Source organism: Citrobacter sp. RHBSTW-00671, assembly GCF_014103415.1.
GTDB lineage: Bacteria > Pseudomonadota > Gammaproteobacteria > Enterobacterales > Enterobacteriaceae > Citrobacter.
The window spans coordinates 1,017,417-1,036,028 of the sequence record NZ_JABXPR010000001.1; the positions used below are offsets into that span (position 1 = coordinate 1,017,417).

At 53.4% G+C, this 18,612-nt stretch carries 14 protein-coding genes and 1 pseudogene; 7 read left to right on the forward strand and 8 right to left on the reverse strand.

From position 1 onward, the window contains the following. Nucleotides 1-19: 19 nt before the first annotated feature. A complete protein-coding gene (gene mdh / locus HV261_RS04945) occupies nt 20-955 on the forward strand; it encodes a malate dehydrogenase (RefSeq protein ID WP_040234161.1) in 936 nt (311 codons plus the stop codon). Between the two features lie 149 nt (nt 956-1,104). Here mdh and degS read toward each other — a convergent pair whose 3' ends face one another. From degS to zapG, 3 genes are all read right to left on the reverse strand, one after another. Then, nucleotides 1,105-2,172 carry an outer membrane-stress sensor serine endopeptidase DegS gene (gene degS, locus HV261_RS04950; protein ID WP_005121354.1) on the reverse strand — a complete coding sequence of 356 codons (1,068 nt, stop codon included), beginning with the start codon at nt 2,170-2,172 and terminating at the stop codon, nt 1,105-1,107. An 89-nt stretch (nt 2,173-2,261) separates the two neighbouring features. Then, complete coding sequence (gene degQ, locus HV261_RS04955) at nt 2,262-3,629, reverse strand: serine endoprotease DegQ (RefSeq protein WP_202037619.1); 1,368 nt, start codon at nt 3,627-3,629, stop codon at nt 2,262-2,264. A gap of 168 nt (nt 3,630-3,797) precedes the next feature. Further along, entirely contained in the window at nt 3,798-4,196 is a 399-nt protein-coding gene (gene zapG, locus HV261_RS04960; protein ID WP_005121352.1) for a Z-ring associated protein ZapG, read from the reverse strand. A 192-nt stretch (nt 4,197-4,388) separates the two neighbouring features. Here zapG and zapE point away from each other — a divergent pair, with 192 nt between their 5' ends. The 5 genes from zapE (at nt 4,389) to sspB (ending at nt 8,028) form a co-directional block, all read left to right on the forward strand. Further along, nucleotides 4,389-5,516, forward strand: coding sequence for a cell division protein ZapE (gene zapE / locus HV261_RS04965; RefSeq protein ID WP_202037620.1), 1,128 nt, complete (start codon nt 4,389-4,391; stop codon nt 5,514-5,516). Between the two features lie 218 nt (nt 5,517-5,734). Continuing rightward, nucleotides 5,735-6,163, forward strand: coding sequence for a 50S ribosomal protein L13 (gene rplM / locus HV261_RS04970; RefSeq protein WP_003025141.1), 429 nt, complete (start codon nt 5,735-5,737; stop codon nt 6,161-6,163). A gap of 15 nt (nt 6,164-6,178) precedes the next feature. Next, the gene (rpsI, locus tag HV261_RS04975) at nt 6,179-6,571 is read left to right on the forward strand and encodes a 30S ribosomal protein S9 (protein WP_003025138.1); all 393 of its coding nucleotides are present in this window, start codon (nt 6,179-6,181) and stop codon (nt 6,569-6,571) included. 315 nt (nt 6,572-6,886) lie between these two features. Further along, entirely contained in the window at nt 6,887-7,525 is a 639-nt protein-coding gene (gene sspA, locus HV261_RS04980; RefSeq protein WP_048213444.1) for a stringent starvation protein SspA, read from the forward strand. A 5-nt stretch (nt 7,526-7,530) separates the two neighbouring features. Then, on the forward strand, nt 7,531-8,028 hold the full coding sequence (gene sspB, locus HV261_RS04985; protein ID WP_202037621.1) for a ClpXP protease specificity-enhancing factor: 498 nt from the start codon (nt 7,531-7,533) through the stop codon (nt 8,026-8,028). Between the two features lie 44 nt (nt 8,029-8,072). On the opposite strand, the gene dcuC is transcribed toward sspB, so the two are convergent. Next, entirely contained in the window at nt 8,073-9,440 is a 1,368-nt protein-coding gene (gene dcuC, locus HV261_RS04990; RefSeq protein WP_202037622.1) for an anaerobic C4-dicarboxylate transporter DcuC, read from the reverse strand. Nucleotides 9,441-9,721: 281 nt separating this feature from the next. Between dcuC and HV261_RS27600 the strand changes: the two are divergent. Continuing rightward, a pseudogene (locus HV261_RS27600) lies at nt 9,722-9,796 on the forward strand (hypothetical protein); the annotation flags it as partial. 79 nt (nt 9,797-9,875) lie between these two features. On the opposite strand, the gene HV261_RS04995 reads toward HV261_RS27600, so the two are convergent. From HV261_RS04995 to gltB, 4 genes are all read right to left on the reverse strand, one after another. Beyond that, nucleotides 9,876-11,156 carry a cytosine deaminase gene (locus HV261_RS04995; protein ID WP_202037623.1) on the reverse strand — a complete coding sequence of 427 codons (1,281 nt, stop codon included), beginning with the start codon at nt 11,154-11,156 and terminating at the stop codon, nt 9,876-9,878. Then, entirely contained in the window at nt 11,146-12,396 is a 1,251-nt protein-coding gene (codB, locus tag HV261_RS05000; protein ID WP_202037624.1) for a cytosine permease, read from the reverse strand. The genes HV261_RS04995 and codB overlap by 11 nt, the downstream gene beginning before the upstream one ends. 247 nt (nt 12,397-12,643) lie before the next feature. Further along, on the reverse strand, nt 12,644-14,062 hold the full coding sequence (gene gltD, locus HV261_RS05005) for a glutamate synthase subunit GltD (RefSeq protein ID WP_202037625.1): 1,419 nt from the start codon (nt 14,060-14,062) through the stop codon (nt 12,644-12,646). Between the two features lie 12 nt (nt 14,063-14,074). Next, entirely contained in the window at nt 14,075-18,535 is a 4,461-nt protein-coding gene (gene gltB, locus HV261_RS05010) for a glutamate synthase large subunit (RefSeq protein WP_202039658.1), read from the reverse strand. Nucleotides 18,536-18,612 lie beyond the last annotated feature (77 nt).

An 18,612-nucleotide genomic window follows, 5' to 3' on the forward strand; every position in this document is an offset into this window, starting at 1 on the left:
ATATAATAAGGAGTTTAGGATGAAAGTTGCAGTCCTCGGCGCTGCTGGTGGTATCGGTCAGGCGCTAGCATTACTGTTAAAAACCCAACTGCCTTCAGGTTCAGAACTCTCCCTGTACGACATCGCTCCAGTAACCCCTGGTGTGGCCGTTGATTTGAGCCATATCCCTACTGCTGTGAAAATCAAAGGCTTCAGCGGTGAAGATGCGACCCCTGCACTGGAAGGTGCTGACGTGGTGCTGATTTCTGCGGGTGTTGCACGTAAACCAGGTATGGACCGTTCTGACCTGTTTAACGTGAACGCTGGCATCGTGAAGAATCTGGTGCAGCAGGTTGCGACAACCTGTCCGAAAGCGTGTATCGGTATCATCACTAACCCAGTGAACACGACCGTTGCTATCGCTGCTGAAGTGCTGAAAAAAGCAGGCGTATACGATAAGAACAAACTGTTTGGCGTGACTACGCTGGACATCATCCGCTCCAACACCTTTGTGGCGGAACTGAAAGGCAAACAGCCTGGCGACGTTGAAGTCCCGGTTATTGGCGGCCACTCTGGCGTGACCATTCTGCCGCTGCTGTCACAAATCCCTGGCGTTAGCTTCACTGAACAAGAAGCGGCTGATCTGACCAAACGTATCCAGAACGCGGGTACTGAAGTTGTGGAAGCAAAAGCCGGTGGCGGGTCTGCAACCCTGTCTATGGGTCAGGCTGCAGCACGTTTCGGTCTGTCACTGGTTCGTGCGCTGAGCGGCGAAAAAGGTGTGGTGGAATGTGCTTACGTTGAAGGCGACGGCCAATATGCTCGCTTCTTCTCTCAGCCGCTGCTGCTGGGCAAAAATGGCGTAGAAGAACGTCAGTCCATCGGTAAACTGAGCGCGTTCGAACAAAGCTCGCTGGAAGGCATGCTGGACACGCTGAAGAAAGATATCACGCTGGGCGAAGAGTTCGTTAAGTAACGCCAGGAGAGGCCAGCGTGTATTTGTAGGCCTGATAAGCGTAGCGCCATCAGGCATTACATGCTAACTCCCTATGATATCGCCTGATAGAAACCGGAGCATATATTGTGCTCCGGTTTTTTTATGGCAAGTGAGAGGTAGACGTAGCGTTAATTGGTGGCAGGGTATTCCTGAATCGTTACCTGCAGCGTCAATTGCTTATCATCGCGCATCACAACCACTGAGATAACCGAACCGGGGCGAATCTCAGCGACCTGATCCATGGTCTCCAGTGCTGATACTGCCGGTTTATTATTTACCGAAATGATGAGGTCGTTGACCTGAATTCCGGCCTGGGCCGCCGGACCATCCGGGGCCACCTCGTTCACGACAATCCCCTGAATTTGATCCATGCCGCTACCTTGTGCGTGCAGCGGTGCAATTTCACGCCCGCTGATGCCGATGTAGCCACGAATAACGCGCCCGTCGCGAATCAGCTTATCCATGATTTTCGTCGCCAGTTGAAACGGAATGGCAAAACCAATCCCTTCCGGCGTTTCACCATCATTGCTCTTATCAAACGACAGTGTGTTAATCCCCATCAACTCACCCAGCGAGTTAACCAGCGCACCGCCGGAGTTACCGTGGTTAATGGAGGCATCCGTCTGCAGGAAGTTTTGTCGGCCCGTTGGGTTCAGGCCAATACGACCCGTGGCGCTGATGATCCCCTGAGTGATGGTTTGCCCAAGGTTGTACGGGTTACCGATGGCAAGTACGACATCGCCAATATGCGGTACACGTTTGTTATTAATCGGGATCGTCGGCAGGCCGCCTGCTGCGTTGATTTTCAGCACGGCAAGGTCGGTTAAGGTATCGGAGCCCACAAGCAGCGCTTCAAAGACACGTCCATCCTGCAATGCAACGATGATTTGGTCGGCATCATTAATGACGTGCTTGTTGGTGATGATATAGCCGCGCTGATCCATGATAACGCCTGAACCGAGCGTGCGGATCTCAAGCTGGTTATGCGTCGTGCTGTTCATACTGCGGTTGTACACGTTGACCACGGCAGGCGCAGCACGGCGAACTGCCGGGTTATAACTGGCAGGAGTTTCATCTGTGCTGTCGAACTGTGGTGCGGTAAGCGTATTAATTTTTCGCAGAGAGGGCATCGCGGCCAGCAGAATGGCGCCGACGATTAAACCAATCGCGACCGAACGTAAAAGCTTCACAAACATGATGGCGGCGTCATTAAAAAAGGGAACGGCAGCAGCATATCACGAGTTTACCGGACATCACACGGGGGGCTGATGTCCGGTTGTCCTGGTTAACGCAAAAGCAGGTAAATACTCTCGTTTCCACGAACGACCTGCAGAGCAATGATTGACGGTTTTGTTTCCAGCACTTTGCGCATTTCGGCAATCGAGTTCACCCGATCGCGGTTAACGGCGATGATGACGTCATCTTTATGCAGGCCGGCCTGTGCGGCTGGGCTACTTTTCTCAACGTTATCAATTCGAATGCCTTTGGCACCGTCTTTTAGCTGCCCGTCGCTGAGCGTGGCCCCTTGCAACGCCGGTGCAATCATTTCCGCACTGGCGGAAGATGATGTACTGGTATCCAGCGTCACTTCAACTTCCAGTGGTTTACCGTTACGCAGCAGGCCCAGTTTGACTTTGGTCCCCGGTTCGGTTGTCGCAATACGCGAACGCAGTTCGGCAAAACTACTGAGCGGTTTGCCGTTAAGACTGGTAATAACGTCACCGGATTTCACGCCCGCTTTGGCGGAACCAGAGTTCGGCAGAACTTCGCTGACAAACGCGCCACGTTGTACATCCAGTTTGAATGCTTTAGCGATGTCAGCGGTCATTTCAGTACCTTTAATACCTAACAGACCGCGTTTGATTTCGCCAAACTGCATTAACTGCTGCGCCAGCGTACGTGCCATGTTGCTGGGGATAGCAAAACCGATCCCAATGCTGCCGCCGCCAGGCGCCAGAATGGCGGTATTGATACCAATCAGCTCACCATTCAGGTTGAGCAACGCACCGCCGGAGTTACCGCGGTTAATCGACGCATCGGTCTGAATAAAGTTTTCCAGACCTTCCAGGTTCAGACCACTGCGACCCAATGCGGAGACGATCCCTGAGGTTGCCGTTTGTCCCAACCCGAACGGGTTGCCGACGGCGACAGCAAAATCACCCACGCGCAGTTTGTCGGAATCAGCGATAGCGATTTGTGTCAGGTTGCTGGGATGCTGTATCTGCAGCAGGGCGATATCGCTCTGATCGTCGCTACCGATGAGTTTGGCATCGAACTCGCGCCCATCGTTCAGCTGAACGCTAATTTTCTGTGCCTGATTAATAACGTGGTTGTTGGTCAGAACATAGCCTTTGGCTGCGTCAATGATGACGCCTGAGCCCAGTCCCTCAAATGGCTGCGAGGGCTGGTCGGGCAGTTCATCGCCAAAAAATTTTTTGAACTCTTCCGGGACTTTTTGCCCTTGAACGGCGGTGCCTTCGACTCTCACGCTAACCACGGCGGGTAACACTTTTTCCAGCATGGGGGCGAGGCTGGGGAGCGCTGCCTGACCGGGTACCTGGCCGGGAATCGACGCAATGGCCTGGAATGGCGCCGAGAGAGTTAACCCGACACTTAACGCTAATGCACTCAACAGCTGGGTTTGTTTTTTCATGGATCCTGCTCTCGTACCTTGAGTAAACGGAAGATGATTCAAAACAGTTTGATGTTATTGAATTTTCGGTTTGGTCACAATGAGGCTAACGACTAAATAATAGCTGGGACGGGAAGAGAAGCGGAGGGCGCAATTGCTGCGCCCCATAAATTTCTTAACGATGTGCAGTTAGTCGCGCTTTGCGCCACTACGCAGCAGGCCGGAAGCCCCTTCGGAATAGTCACGCGGCATCTGAACCGGCGCCTGATCGTTACCCGCTTCAGACTCAGCCAGACGATTGCGAAATGGGTTGTTTTCCGCTGACATGCCCGGCAGCAGGCTGCTGGAGCTTTTCGCCATATGCTGATAGATCTGACGATAATCGTCAGCCATGTTATCCAGTAGCTCAGCGCTGCGGGCAAAATGACTCACCAGCTCTTCGCGGTACTCTTCCAGTTCAGCTTTGTTCTTTTCCAGTTCGTACTGTAATGCCTGCTGTTGGCGTAATTTACGATTACCAAAACGCATGGCTACAGCACCAATAATGATACCGACGACTAACCCAATTAGCGCATATTCCCAGGTCATGAACATCTCCCGTTGTCTTTTGTTTCCGTAGGGTGTTGGCTTTAGGCTCCATGCCTGCGCCTGATTATGCCACTATAACCGCTAATCCCGTAGAAGTGGAATCCCGTGTTTATATCACGTAATGTAGAACGGCCTTTTTTTCGTCAACCGTGAGCGACGGCACATCGATTCTCAAGGAATAACAATAACATCATGCAAAGCCTTTCCCCGACATCGCGATACCTGCAGGCCCTTAACGACGGCAGCCATCAACCCGACAACGTACAAAAAGAAGCGGTGAATCGACTGGAAACGATTTACCAGGAGCTCACCACGATTGCACCTCCAGCGGCGCAGGAGAGTGGACTGATGGCCCGCTTTGGTAAATTGCTGGGTAAACGAGAGTCGAAGGAAAACACGCCGGTGCGCGGTCTGTATATGTGGGGGGGCGTCGGGCGCGGAAAAACCTGGTTGATGGATTTGTTCTACCATAGCCTGCCTGGCACACGTAAACAGCGTTTGCACTTTCACCGCTTCATGCTGCGCGTGCATGAAGAACTGACGGCTCTGCAAGGCCAGAGCGACCCGTTGGAAGTGATTGCTGATCGCTTCAAAGCCGAAACCGATGTGCTGTGCTTTGATGAATTTTTTGTCTCGGATATTACAGACGCCATGCTGCTCGGTGGCTTAATGAAGGCGCTATTTGCTCGCGGCATTACGCTGGTGGCAACGTCCAATATTCCGCCTGATGAACTGTATCGTAACGGCTTGCAACGTGCGCGCTTCCTTCCCGCTATCGACGCCATTAAACAGTATTGCGACATCATGAACGTGGATGCCGGCGTTGACTACCGGTTGCGTACGTTAACCCAGGCACACTTATGGCTGTCCCCGCTGAATGCTGAAACGCAGCGGCAGATGGATAAGCTCTGGCTGGCCTTAGCGGGAGCGAAAGGTGATCATGCGCCGACGCTGGAGATTAACCACCGCCCGATGCAGACGCTGGCCGTTGAGAACCAAACGCTGGCGGTCTCGTTCACTACACTGTGCGTCGATGCCCGCAGCCAGCACGATTACATCGCCTTGTCGCGCTTGTTCCACACGGTGCTGCTGTCTGATGTACCCGTAATGACGACGCTGATGGAAAGTGAAGCACGACGCTTTATCGCGCTGGTTGATGAGTTCTACGAACGCCACGTTAAGCTGGTGGTCAGCGCCGCAGCGCCTTTATATGAAATCTACCAGGGCGAGCGCCTGAAGTTTGAATTCCAGCGTTGTTTGTCGCGTTTGCAGGAGATGCAAAGCGAGGAGTATCTGAAGCGGGAACATTTAGCCGGTTAAACCTGTCGCAAATCACATAAAGGGGTCGATCTTTGACCCTGACTTCTCTATAATCTTGCGACCCCACGTTACGAGAGAGTTTTTTTCCCAAAACTTTCTATGCGCCGGCATAGGCTATTCGAAGGGGTAGGTTTGCTGGACAATGTCGTGTGAACCTCAACTGACAAAACGTTTGGGTGTTCACCAACGTGTAACTTATTTATTTGGGTAAGCTTTTAATGAAAACTTTTACAGCTAAACCAGAAACCGTAAAACGCGACTGGTATGTTGTTGACGCGACCGGTAAAACTCTGGGCCGTCTGGCTTCCGAACTGGCTCTGCGCCTGCGCGGTAAGCACAAAGCGGAATACACTCCGCACGTAGATACTGGTGATTACATCATCGTTCTGAACGCTGACAAAGTTGCTGTAACCGGCAACAAGCGTACTGACAAAGTGTACTATCACCACACCGGCCACATCGGTGGTATCAAACAAGCGACCTTTGAAGAGATGATTGCTCGCCGTCCTGAGCGTGTGCTTGAAATCGCGGTTAAAGGCATGCTGCCAAAAGGCCCGCTGGGTCGTGCTATGTTCCGTAAACTGAAAGTTTACGCTGGCAACGAGCACAACCACGCGGCACAGCAACCGCAAGTTCTTGACATCTAATCGGGATTATAGGCAATGGCTGAAAATCAATACTACGGCACTGGTCGCCGCAAAAGTTCCGCAGCTCGCGTTTTCATCAAACCGGGCAGTGGTAAAATCGTAATCAACCAACGTTCTCTGGAACAGTACTTCGGTCGTGAAACTGCCCGCATGGTAGTTCGTCAGCCGCTGGAACTGGTCGACATGGTTGAGAAACTGGATCTGTACATCACTGTTAAAGGTGGTGGTATCTCTGGTCAGGCTGGTGCGATCCGTCACGGTATCACCCGCGCTCTGATGGAGTACGACGAATCCCTGCGTGGCGAACTGCGTAAAGCTGGCTTCGTTACTCGTGATGCTCGTCAGGTTGAACGTAAGAAAGTCGGCCTGCGTAAAGCACGTCGTCGTCCGCAGTTCTCCAAACGTTAATTGCTTTCTGCTTCGGCAGATTACAATTTGCGAAAAAACCCGCCTCGGCGGGTTTTTTTATGATTTTCATCCGCCAAAGATCACGGTAATACGCTGATTGCCACCTCTTTTTCCCCATTTCCAGAATCGACTCACCACAAAGGTCACAAAATCTGGTAAACTATCATCCAATTTTCTGCCCAAATATCCGGTATTGTTCATTTTTTGTTTGTATTTTGAACAGCAATGACTTTCCCGAATCTGGGTGACATCACTTCTGGCTGGCCACAACGTGGCTGGTAGCAGTAAAAATTCTGAATATACCTGGAGGTTTTCATGGCTGTCGCTGCCAACAAACGTTCGGTAATGACGCTGTTTTCTGGTCCTACTGACATCTATAGCCATCAGGTCCGCATCGTGCTGGCTGAAAAAGGTGTTAGTTTCGAGATTGAGCACGTGGAAAAGGACAATCCACCGCAGGATCTGATCGACCTCAACCCGAATCAGAGCGTCCCGACACTGGTGGATCGTGAGCTGACCCTGTGGGAATCTCGCATCATTATGGAATACCTGGATGAGCGTTTCCCGCATCCGCCGCTGATGCCGGTTTACCCGGTTGCGCGTGGTGAGAGCCGCCTGTACATGCAGCGTATTGAAAAAGACTGGTACACGCTGATGAACGTCATCGTGAACGGTTCCGCATCTGAAGCCGATGTTGCACGTAAACGTCTGCGTGAAGAGCTGCTGGCAATTGCCCCAGTCTTTGGTCAAAAACCGTATTTCCTGAGCGATGAGTTCAGCCTGGTAGATTGCTACCTGGCGCCGCTGCTGTGGCGTTTACCGCAGCTGGGTATTGAATTCAACGGTGCAGGTTCGAAAGAACTGAAAGGGTATATGACCCGCGTCTTCGAACGTGACTCTTTCCTGGCTTCTCTGACTGAGCCTGAACGTGAAATGCGTCTGGGCCGGGGTTAACCTGTATGGATTTGCCACAGTTAACGCCACGCCGTCCGTATCTGCTGCGCGCATTCTATGAGTGGTTGCTGGACAACCAGCTCACGCCGCACCTGGTGGTGGATGTGACGCTCCAGGACGTGCAGGTTCCGATGGAATATGCACGTGACGGGCAAATTGTTTTGAATATTGCGCCGCGTGCCGTGGGCAATCTGGAACTGGCGAACGACGAAGTGCGCTTTAACGCGCGCTTTGGCGGCGTGCCGCGCAATGTTTCCGTACCACTGGCGGCGGTACTCGCGATCTATGCCCGTGAAAACGGCGCAGGAACGATGTTTGAACCTGAGGCGGCCTATGACGAAGATGTCGACAGCCTCAATGATGACGATGTCGCGCCTGAGAGCGAAAACGAAACGGTGATGTCGGTGATTGATGGCGATAAACCGGATAATCAGGATGACGATCCTGACGACACACCACCACCTCCTCGCGGTGGGCGTCCGGCGCTACGCGTAGTGAAATAATCAAACAGGCCCTTGCGGGCCTGTTTTGCATTCTGCGTCAGATATCAATAAAACAGCGCGATAGTGGCAATCATATTGACCACAAATCCTATCGCCATTGGGATGGCGGTCCGTTTTACGACCTCAAAAGGCGACACGCCAGCAATACCGGATGTCACGACAATCACAGCGGTAATCGGTGAAACCGCACGTGCCAGCGTGGTGGCGAAGTGCATCGGCATAATCATCACAACCGCAGGAATATGCAGCCCCGCAGCAATATCCGGGATCAGGCTGGCGAATGACATAAACGGTGCATTCCCGGATCCCATTACAATTGCACAGGCGGCGATAACCACGGCCATGATAATCATCACACCGATACCGCCAAGGCCGGAATGTTCTGCGCCTTTAATCACCGCATCGACGGTGCCGATAGTGGTTAAGCCCTTGGCAAAGATCTCACCGGCGACCACCAGCGTGACAACGTTGGCAAACTGTGTTCCCATGCCGTCAAAAAACGCCTGCACATCATCCATAGTCTCACGCAGGTTATGTTTATGAAGAAACTCCACAAACATGGTCAGCGTCAAGCTCATTAGCATCACCACAACCAGATTCAACTCTGTCTGCATTAATCCCATATGCGCCAGCAACAGCGAACCCAACATCAGGAGCAGCGGCATCACCGGTAAAATGGCGTAATAGAGTGGCGGTACATCGTCCAGCGTCTTTTGTTCATTGAAGCCTGCGCTGTCTGGCTGTGTTTTTTTATCAAACCGGCGTTGAACGAAAAAGTGTGCGATGGCGACGGCGATGATGACGCAGGACGCGACAGGAAGTTGGTAGTGGAAGAAATAAGTGGCTATTTTCATCCCTGCAACCTGTGCGGCGAAAATTGAGTTGGTTTCCAGAATGCCCCATTCAATCGACATCGAGGTGGCAATGACCGCTACCGCGGATAAACGGCTCACGCCCAGGCTGACCAGCGTTGGGAAGAGCGTAACCATCAGCAGCATGCCCAATCCGGAAGCACTGGTGATGAACTGTGCCATGATTTGACCAATGACATACGTCGCGGCAAGTACAATATACGGTGAACGGATGTGCTTGAGTGGGCGGCTCAACAGGCTGACCATTGCCCGGCTGGCTCCCATTCTGTCCATATAGCGGGCATAACCGCCCACTGCCATGATGGACAGCCCAAGACCTGCCGCCCGGTTGGAAAGCATACGTAGAATTTCATTATAAATATCGACCAGCAGATAACCGCTGCTTTTGTCGCTGGCGACCAGTGCGCCGTACCCCAACCAGACGCCGCAGATCATCAGGAAGATCCCGGCTGCTGCCAGTACTACCTGTGGTTTGTAGTTTTTGAGGATCAGGTAACCCATCGTTAATAAAACGATGACAGAGATAATAATGCCGAACATTTTTTCACTCCATGCCAGAGAAGAAGATAAATCCGGTAATAACGCTGTTTTAAATGCGGATGTTATATTTTTTCTAGCATGTGTTTTGGAGTGGACATCGTGTTTTTATAATTGGTGGGTGGTTATTTATCGTTTTAAAATAGTAGGTTATGATTTATTTTAAAGATCATATTCGCAGATTTCACAAAGTTAGTTTTATCCCATGGTAATAAATAACTATCCGCTCAATAATTCATATTTAAATATATGTATTGTATATATCCTCTGTATGAGCATATCCATTACGCAGCCGCCCGCTGGCGCGTAAAAAACTGTCGGAAATGGTTGAAGGAGAACTTGAGCAGATGTGTTGCAGATTAGCAGTCTGACAGAAAATATTTCGCCATACGTTTTTGCCGCAGGCTGTAAGTCTGCGGCCATGTCCGAAAAGAAAATCTAGCGCTTAAACGTCACCGCTTCTGGCTGGGTCAGATGCAGCGTAGTCCGGGCTGGCACCGTCTCGGCAATAACCCGCCCATGGCGGATGGAATAACGTGCAGGTGTCTGGCGACGAACCGCATCAAACCCATTTTCAGCAGGTAAAATCACCAGGTTGGCGGCGTTCCCAATACTTAAACCGTAGTCCTGTAAGTGCAGGGTTTTCGCGCTGTGGGTGGTGATGAGATTTAGCCCATCATTGATTTGTCCGTACCCCATCAACTGACACACGTGTAATCCCATATGCAGAACTTGCAGCATATTCGCGGTTCCCAACGGGTACCACGGGTCAAAAACGTCATCATGCCCAAAGCAAACATTGATGTCCGCTTCCAGCATCTCTTTGACGCGGGTGATGCCACGGCGCTTAGGATAGGTGTCAAATCGTCCCTGCAGGTGAATATTCACCAGCGGATTCGCAACGAAGTTAATACCTGACATTTTCAACAGACGGAAAAGGCGGGAAGCATATGCGCCGTTATAGGAATGCATCGCCGTGGTGTGGCTGGCTGTCACGCGTGCTCCCATGCCATCGCGATGCGCCAGCGCCGCGACGGTTTCAACAAAGCGCGATTGCTCATCATCAATCTCGTCACAGTGCACATCGATAAGTCGGTCATACTTCTGCGCCAGGGCGAAAGTTTTGTGCAGCGACTCAACGCCATATTCACGCGTGAATTCAAAGTGAGGAATTGCGCCAATGACGTCGGCACCCAAACGCACGGCTTCTTCTAACAGCGCTTCGCCGTTAGGATAAGAAAGAATACCTTCCTGTGGGAACGCCACAATCTGCAGCTCCACCCACGGTGCCACTTCCTGCTTCACCTCCAGCATGGCTTTCAGCGCCGTCAGCGTAGGATCGGAAACGTCTACGTGAGTTCGGACATACTGGATGCCGTTGGCCATCTGCCACTTGAGGGTCTGCATGGCGCGGGTCTTCACGTCTTCGTGGGTGAGCATCGCCTTGCGTTCGGCCCAGCGCTCAATACCTTCAAACAGCGTACCCGACTGGTTCCAGCTGGGCTCCCCTGCAGTTTGCGTTGTGTCCAGGTGGATGTGTGGTTCAACGAAAGGGGGAATGGCCAGCCCGCCTTCAGCATCAAGCACCTCGCCCTGTGGCACAGCTGCTGTTTCCTGGGGATCAATACGGTTAAAACGCCCGTTTTCAATCGTGATTTGCCACAATCCTTCACGCCCCTGCAGACGGGTTCGAGTTAGGGTGATGGTGTTATTCTGCATGACTGACCTCCGGGGATTTTGCAAGGCTACGATTGAAAAGGGGATTCAGCAGGATATAGCTGAATACGCCGCCAAGTACGGCGTTGACCGGCACAATACCTGGGATGTAGTGTCCGGCGGTGATTCCCAGCGCGACGGACAGAATAGCTATCCAGTTGACCGGAATAAACTGTGCTGTGTTGAAGTTGGTGTACCGGCGGTGGTTTAACAGATAATCGGCAATAATCACTCCGCCAATAGGAGGGATCGCCGCCGACAGGAATGTCAGCCAGCCGACAAAGTTATTGTAAAGCCATAATGCGCACAGTGTTCCAATAATGCCGTTGGCCACGGACAATGTGCGGCTGGAAAGGCCGGTAATGTTAGCAAACCCCAAACCGGAGGCGTACAGCGCGTTGTCGTTGGTGGTCCAGATATTCAGGCCGAGTACGATAATTGCGGGCAGCAGCAGCCCCTGCGCGATCATCACATCTGAGATATCTGCCTGTCCTACCGCGGCGGCTCCGGCGGCGCCGAAGATAAACATCAACGAGTTGCCAAGGAAAAATGCCACCATGGCAATCAACACTGCGCCTTTGGCATTTCGCCCGAAGCGGACGAAGTCGGCGGTTAAGGTGCCTGCGCTGACAAACGATCCGACGACCAACGCCAGTGCTGTGGAGAAATTCAGCGGTGTCTGCGGCACAATTGCTTTTAAATGATCCAACCCTCCCACATCGCTCACTGCCAGCCAGACAGAGTAGCTGCCAAGAATGACGATAGCGGGAACGGCGATGATGGACAAAATGGTGAGTGCCGAGATACCAAAGAAGATGGTCATGGTCATCAGTAGACCAGAAACTGCAATCAGGATATTGACGTCAATACCCGTCGCTTTACCCACCGGGATGGCGAACATTGCCACACCGACGCCAAACCAGCCCACCTGTGTGCCACCTAGTAGCATTGAGGGAAGCCATGAACCTTTTATGCCAAATGAGTAACGTGCGAGGAGGTGGGTAGAGAGACCTGTTTTTGCGCCAATATAACCGAGAAATGCAGTGTAAATACCGAGGAGGAGATTACCGAAGAGAACTGCCAGGAAAAAATCATTATAGGAAAGACCGGTACCGAGTGTGCCTCCGGTCCACATACTGGCTGAAAAGAATGTTAACCCCAACATCACAAACGTCAGTGGTATCACGCCTTTCCGCGCTGCCAGAGGGACGGGGCCCTGGCTATAATTGTTGTCCTGCGACACAAAGCCTCCTTGAATTTTGCCCAAAAAATCCGCCGCATCATAAACACTTCTCAGAATAAAGCAAACGTTTACGTCTGATTTTTACATGGTTATTATTCATGATATTTATGTGTTTCGGGTGTTAAGGCTATTTGCCTTGTTTACAAAACGTGTTGTCAGGCTGGCTTATTCGGCAGGTTTGGCGGTATTGCGGCAGGAATTTGGCATCTCATCCACCAGGGCAGATGAGATGCCTGAAGAGGCTGACTTACACTTCCAGGTAATTCATAATTCCGTCAGCCGCTTTACGGCCTTCGGCAATTGCCGTTACTACCAGATCCGAACCACGCACGATGTCGCCACCGGCAAAGATTTTCGGGTTGCTGGTCTGGAAGGCGTTGTCGCTGCGTTCCGGAGCAATAATACGCCCCTGCGAATCCAACTCGACGCTATGTTTTGCCAGCCATTCCATGCTGTGTGGACGGAAACCAAACGCCAGTACGACGGCATCAGCCGGTACTATATGCTCGGAACCGGCGACGATCTCCGCGCGACGGCGACCTTTCGCATCCGGCTCACCCATCTCAGTGCGCGCCATTTTCACGCCACACACTTTGCCGTTAGCATTCACCTCAACACCTAAAGGCTGGACGTTGAACTGGAATTCGACGCCTTCTTCACGCGCGTTTTTCACTTCGCGTTTCGAACCCGGCATATTCTCTTCATCGCGGCGGTAGGCGCAGATAACGTGTGACGCACCCTGACGAACGGAGGTCCGCACGCAGTCCATCGCGGTGTCACCACCGCCCAGCACGACAACGCGTTTACCTTCCATGCTGATGTATGGCTCGTCGCTGCTTTCGCCAAAGCCCATCAACTGTTTGGTATTGGCGATCAGGAACGGCAGGGCATCAAAGACGCCATCAGCATCTTCGTTTTCCAGCCCACCGCGCATCGACTGATAGGTGCCGACGCCAAGGAACACGGCGTCGTAATCCTTCAGTAACGCTTCGAGCTGCACGTCACGGCCCACTTCGACGTTGAGTTTGAACTCGATGCCCATGCCGGTGAAAATTTCACGACGGCGGGTCATCACCTCTTTTTCCAGTTTGAAGGCCGGGATACCGAAGGTCAGCAGACCACCGATTTCCGGATGGCGGTCAAAGACCACGGCCTTCACGCCGTTACGGGTCAGCACATCCGCACATGCCAGGCCTGCCGGACCCGCACCGATAATGGCGACACGCTTGTCCGTCTGACGAACGCCGGTCATATCCGGGCGCCAACCCATTTCGAAGGCTTTATCGTTAATATAGCGCTCGATGTTGCCGATGGTCACTGCGCCGAATTCGTCATTCAGCGTACAGGAACCTTCGCACAACCTGTCCTGCGGACAGACACGGCCGCAAACTTCCGGCAGCGTGTTGGTCTGGTGAGACAGCTCTGCGGCTTCAAAAATACGCCCTTCGTTAGCCAGCTTCAGCCAGTTCGGGATGTAGTTATGTACCGGGCATTTCCACTCGCAGTACGGGTTACCGCAGGACAGGCAGCGGTCTGCCTGTGCCTTAGCCTGACCTTCGGAAAACGGCTCGTAAATTTCGATAAACTCGATCTTACGGATCTTCAGCGGTTTCTTTGGCGGATCAACGCGCTGCAGGTCGATAAATTGGTATACGTTCTGACTCATTGCTGCTACCCCTTACTGCGCCTGCACACGCAGCTCAGCTGCGCTACGACTACGGTGACCCAACAGTGCTTTCACATCACTGGATTTTGGTTTTACCAGCGCGAATTTCGCTGAGAACGCTGGCCAGTTCGCCAGGATCTCTTCGCCGTGCGAAGAACCGGTATGCTGCACGTGTTCGGTAATTAAACCGCGCAGATGCTCTTCGTGGATCGCCAAAGAGTCCACGTTCAATACTTCAACCAGTTCCGGGTTCACGCGTTTGCGGAATTCACCGTCTTCGTCCAGTACGTAGGCAAAGCCGCCTGTCATACCCGCTCCGAAGTTAACGCCAGTTTTCCCAAGAATACAGACGATGCCGCCGGTCATATATTCACAGCCGTTATCGCCAATGCCTTCTACCACGGTGATGGCCCCGGAGTTACGTACCGCAAAGCGCTCACCCGCACGGCCTGCGGCAAACAGACGACCACCGGTGGCACCATACAGGCAGGTGTTACCGATGATGCTCGCCTCATGGCTACGGAAAGCAGAGCCAACCGGAGGGCGCACCGCCAGCAGGCCGCCCGCCATACCTTTACCGACATAGTCGTTGGCATCGCCGGTCAGATACAGTTCTACGCCGCCCGCGTTCCATACGCCGAAGCTCTGGCCTGCGGTACCGCTGAAGTGCGCTTTGATCGGGTCCGACGCCAGCCCCTGATCGCCGTGAGTCTGAGCGATATAGCCCGACAGCGACGCACCAACGGAACGGTCGGTGTTGCGGATATCGAACCAGAAGGTTTTGCTCTGGCGCTCATCGACAAACGGTTTTGCCTGTTGCAGTAACTGCGCGTTCAGTACACCGTTATCAAACGGCGGGTTGTTCTCGGTGCAATGCAGCGCTTTACCCGGATGCGGTTCGGCGGTTTCCAGCAGACGAGACAGCTCCAGTTTCTGTTGCTTAGCGGTAAACCCTTCCAGCTCTTTGAGCAGGTCGGTACGACCAATCAGATCCACCAGACGCTTCACGCCCAGTTGTGCCATCAGCTCACGGACTTCGCGGGCGATAAATTCAAAGTAGTTAGTCACTTTGAACGGCAGGCCGTGATAGTGGTTCTTACGCAGTTTGTCGTCCTGAGTTGCCACGCCGGTTGCGCAGTTGTTCAGGTGGCAAATACGCAGGTATTTACAGCCCAGCGCGACCATTGGGCCGGTGCCGAAGCCAAAACTTTCTGCGCCGAGGATGGCCGCTTTGATGATGTCGACACCGGTTTTCAGACCGCCATCGACCTGCAGACGGATCTTATGGCGCAGGCCATTAGCGACCAGTGCCTGTTGAGTTTCCACCAGCCCCAGCTCCCACGGACAACCCGCGTATTTCACTGATGACAGCGGGCTTGCGCCGGTGCCGCCATCGTAACCCGCGATGGTTATTAGATCCGCATAGGCTTTCGCCACGCCAGTGGCGATAGTGCCGACACCCGGTTCGGAAACCAGCTTCACGGAGATCATCGCTTTCGGGTTGACCTGTTTGAGGTCGAAAATCAGCTGCGCTAAGTCCTCGATAGAGTAGATATCGTGGTGCGGCGGCGGGGAGATCAACGTCACGCCCGGTACCGAATAGCGCAGTTTAGCGATGTACGGGGTGACTTTATCACCCGGTAACTGACCGCCTTCGCCAGGCTTCGCGCCCTGAGCGACTTTAATCTGAATGACATCGGCATTGACCAGGTACGCCGGGGTTACGCCAAAGCGACCGGAGGCAACCTGCTTAATGCGCGACACCTTGTTAGTGCCGTAGCGCGCAGGGTCTTCGCCGCCTTCACCGGAGTTCGAATTGCCGCCGATGCTGTTCATGGCTTCGGCCAGCGCTTCGTGTGCTTCGGGGCTTAATGCGCCGATGGACATGGCCGCGGTATCAAAGCGTTTAAACAGTTCGGTTGCGGGTTCTACTTCATCAATGCTTACGGCTTCGTCGCCAGGCGTGATCGCCAGCAGATCGCGCAGCGTGGCCGCCGGACGCTCATTCACCAGCCTGGCATATTCCTGATAGTCGCTGTACTCGCCACTTTGTACCGCCTGTTGCAGCGTGCGTACCACGTCCGGGTTGTAGGCGTGGTATTCGCCGCCGTGAACGTACTTCAGCAGCCCGCCCTGGCTAATGGGTTTGCGTGCCAGCCAGGCGTGTTTGGAGAGGTTCAGCAGATCCTGCTGGAAGTCGCTAAACCCTGCACCGCTAATACGGCTGACCACGCCCTGGAAGCACAGCGCCACGACATCATCATGCAGACCAACGGCTTCGAACAGCTTGGAGCAACGGTAAGAGGCGATGGTCGAAATGCCCATTTTGGACATGATTTTGTACAGACCTTTGTTGATGCCGTTACGGTAGTTCTGCATCACGGTCCGGTAATCTTTGGCGATCGCCTGGGTATCGATCAGACGTCCCAACGTTTCATAGGCGAGATACGGATAAATAGCCGTCGCGCCAAAGCCCAGCAGCACAGCAAAATGGTGGGGATCGCGGGCGCTTGCGGTTTCGACGATGATGTTGGCATCGCAACGCAGGTTTTGTTCTACCAGACGGGTTTGTACCGCCCCGACAGCCATGGGGGCAGGAACCGGTAAGCGGTTCTTCGCGATATTACGGTCAGAAAGCACCAACAGTACCGTACCGTTACGTACCATCTGTTCGGCTTTATCGCACAGGGCTTTGACCGTTTCTTCCAGCGTGGTTTCCGTCACGTCGAAGGTGATATCCAGCCGGTCGGCGCGATAGTGCTCTTCTTTCATGGTGGTGAGCTGGGTGAAATCGGAGTACAGCAGAATCGGTGATTTGAAGCTCAGGCGGTGTGCCTGGCCTTCTGCCTCGCAAAAGACGTTCATCTCACGACCGATGCTGGTGGCCAGCGACATCACGTGCGCTTCACGCAGCGGGTCGATCGGCGGGTTGGTGACCTGCGCGAACTGCTGACGGAAGTAGTCATAAATAATGCGCGGCTGGCTGGAGAGCACGGCAAACGGGGTATCATCACCCATTGAACCGACCGCTTCCTGGCCATTTTCGCCGAGCACGCGGATTACGGAGTCCAGCTCTTCCGCGCTGTAGTTAAACTGTTTCTGGTAGCTGGCGAGGGTATCATCGTCCAGTTCGCGGCTGCCGACCTGATCGTCTGGCAGATCTTCAAACGGCACCAGTCGGCGGACGTTCTTCTCCATCCACTCTTTATATGGGTGGCGGCTTTTCAGATCGTCATCAGTTTCGGCGGAATGCAGAATGCGCCCGCTGCGGGTATCAATAACCATCAATTCGCCCGGGCCGACGCGACCTTTCTCGACCACTTCATCCGGCTGATAATCCCAGATCCCAACTTCAGAAGCGCAGGTGATGAGTTTGTCTTTGGTGATGACATAGCGCGCCGGGCGCAGGCCGTTACGGTCAAGGTTACAGGCGGCAAAACGACCGTCTGACATGACAATACCTGCCGGGCCGTCCCATGGTTCCATGTGCATGGAGTTAAAATCGAAGAACGCGCGCAGCTCCGGGTCCATATCCGGGTTGTTCTGCCAGGCAGGCGGTACCAGCAGGCGCATAGCACGGATGATGTCCATCCCGCCTGCCAGCAGCAGTTCCAGCATGTTATCCATAGAACTGGAGTCGGAACCGGTTTCGTTGACGAACGGCGCGGCATCGTGCAGGTCAGGGATCAGCGGTGTCTGGAATTTATAGGTACGCGCACGCGCCCACTGGCGGTTGCCGGTGATGGTGTTGATTTCACCGTTGTGCGCCAGGTAGCGGAACGGCTGTGCCAGCGGCCAGCGCGGCACGGTGTTGGTGGAGAAGCGTTGGTGGAACAGGCAGATGGCCGACTCCAGGCGCAGGTCCGCGAGGTCCAGGTAAAAGCGCGGCAAATCTGCCGGCATACACAGACCTTTATAGATATTAACCAGATTAGACAAGCTACAGACGTAGAAATCTTTATCGTCCTGGAGGCGTTTTTCGATACGACGGCGTGCGATGAACAGGCGGCGCTCCATATCGCGTGGACGCCAGCCAGCAGGGGCGTTGACAAAAATTTGCTCAATACGAGGCAGGGAGGAAAGGGCGATTTCACCGAGAACACCTTCGTTGGTTGGCACGTCGCGCCAGCCTACGATCGACAGGGTCTCCTGCTGTAATTCTTCTTCAACAATGCGACGAGATGCCGCCGCCAGTTCAGGGTCTTTATTTAAAAAGATCATGCCAACGGCGTAGTTTTTAGCTAAACGCCAGCCGCGCTCTTGCGCAACAATGCGGAAAAAGCGGTCAGGTTTTTGTAACAGCAAACCGCAACCATCGCCGGTTTTGCCATCGGCAAGAATTGCGCCACGGTGCTGCATACGGGCCAGTGCGTGTATGGCGGTACGCACTACCTTGTGGCTAGGTTCGCCTTCTATGTGGGCGATCAGGCCGAAACCACAGTTATCCTTCTCAAGGGATTTATCGTACAACATATTAGTGAACCTCCCCAGGCTCTGCGGGACACCTCTCCGATACCGTTTGCGCACGGGCACACCAAGAGCATGGCGAC

Excerpts from the sequence above, each read along its gene's own strand:
- mdh (WP_040234161.1), top strand. The coding sequence starts at position 20 with ATGAAAGTTGCAGTCCTCGGCGCTGCTGGTGGTATCGGTCAGGCGCTA.
- degS (WP_005121354.1), bottom strand. The coding sequence starts at position 2,172 with ATGTTTGTGAAGCTTTTACGTTCGGTCGCGATTGGTTTAATCGTCGGC.
- degQ (WP_202037619.1), bottom strand. The coding sequence starts at position 3,629 with ATGAAAAAACAAACCCAGCTGTTGAGTGCATTAGCGTTAAGTGTCGGG.
- zapG (WP_005121352.1), bottom strand. The coding sequence starts at position 4,196 with ATGACCTGGGAATATGCGCTAATTGGGTTAGTCGTCGGTATCATTATT.
- zapE (WP_202037620.1), top strand. The coding sequence starts at position 4,389 with ATGCAAAGCCTTTCCCCGACATCGCGATACCTGCAGGCCCTTAACGAC.
- rplM (WP_003025141.1), top strand. The coding sequence starts at position 5,735 with ATGAAAACTTTTACAGCTAAACCAGAAACCGTAAAACGCGACTGGTAT.
- rpsI (WP_003025138.1), top strand. The coding sequence starts at position 6,179 with ATGGCTGAAAATCAATACTACGGCACTGGTCGCCGCAAAAGTTCCGCA.
- sspA (WP_048213444.1), top strand. The coding sequence starts at position 6,887 with ATGGCTGTCGCTGCCAACAAACGTTCGGTAATGACGCTGTTTTCTGGT.
- sspB (WP_202037621.1), top strand. The coding sequence starts at position 7,531 with ATGGATTTGCCACAGTTAACGCCACGCCGTCCGTATCTGCTGCGCGCA.
- dcuC (WP_202037622.1), bottom strand. The coding sequence starts at position 9,440 with ATGTTCGGCATTATTATCTCTGTCATCGTTTTATTAACGATGGGTTAC.
- HV261_RS04995 (WP_202037623.1), bottom strand. The coding sequence starts at position 11,156 with ATGCAGAATAACACCATCACCCTAACTCGAACCCGTCTGCAGGGGCGT.
- gltD (WP_202037625.1), bottom strand. The coding sequence starts at position 14,062 with ATGAGTCAGAACGTATACCAATTTATCGACCTGCAGCGCGTTGATCCG.
- gltB (WP_202039658.1), bottom strand. The coding sequence starts at position 18,535 with ATGTTGTACGATAAATCCCTTGAGAAGGATAACTGTGGTTTCGGCCTG.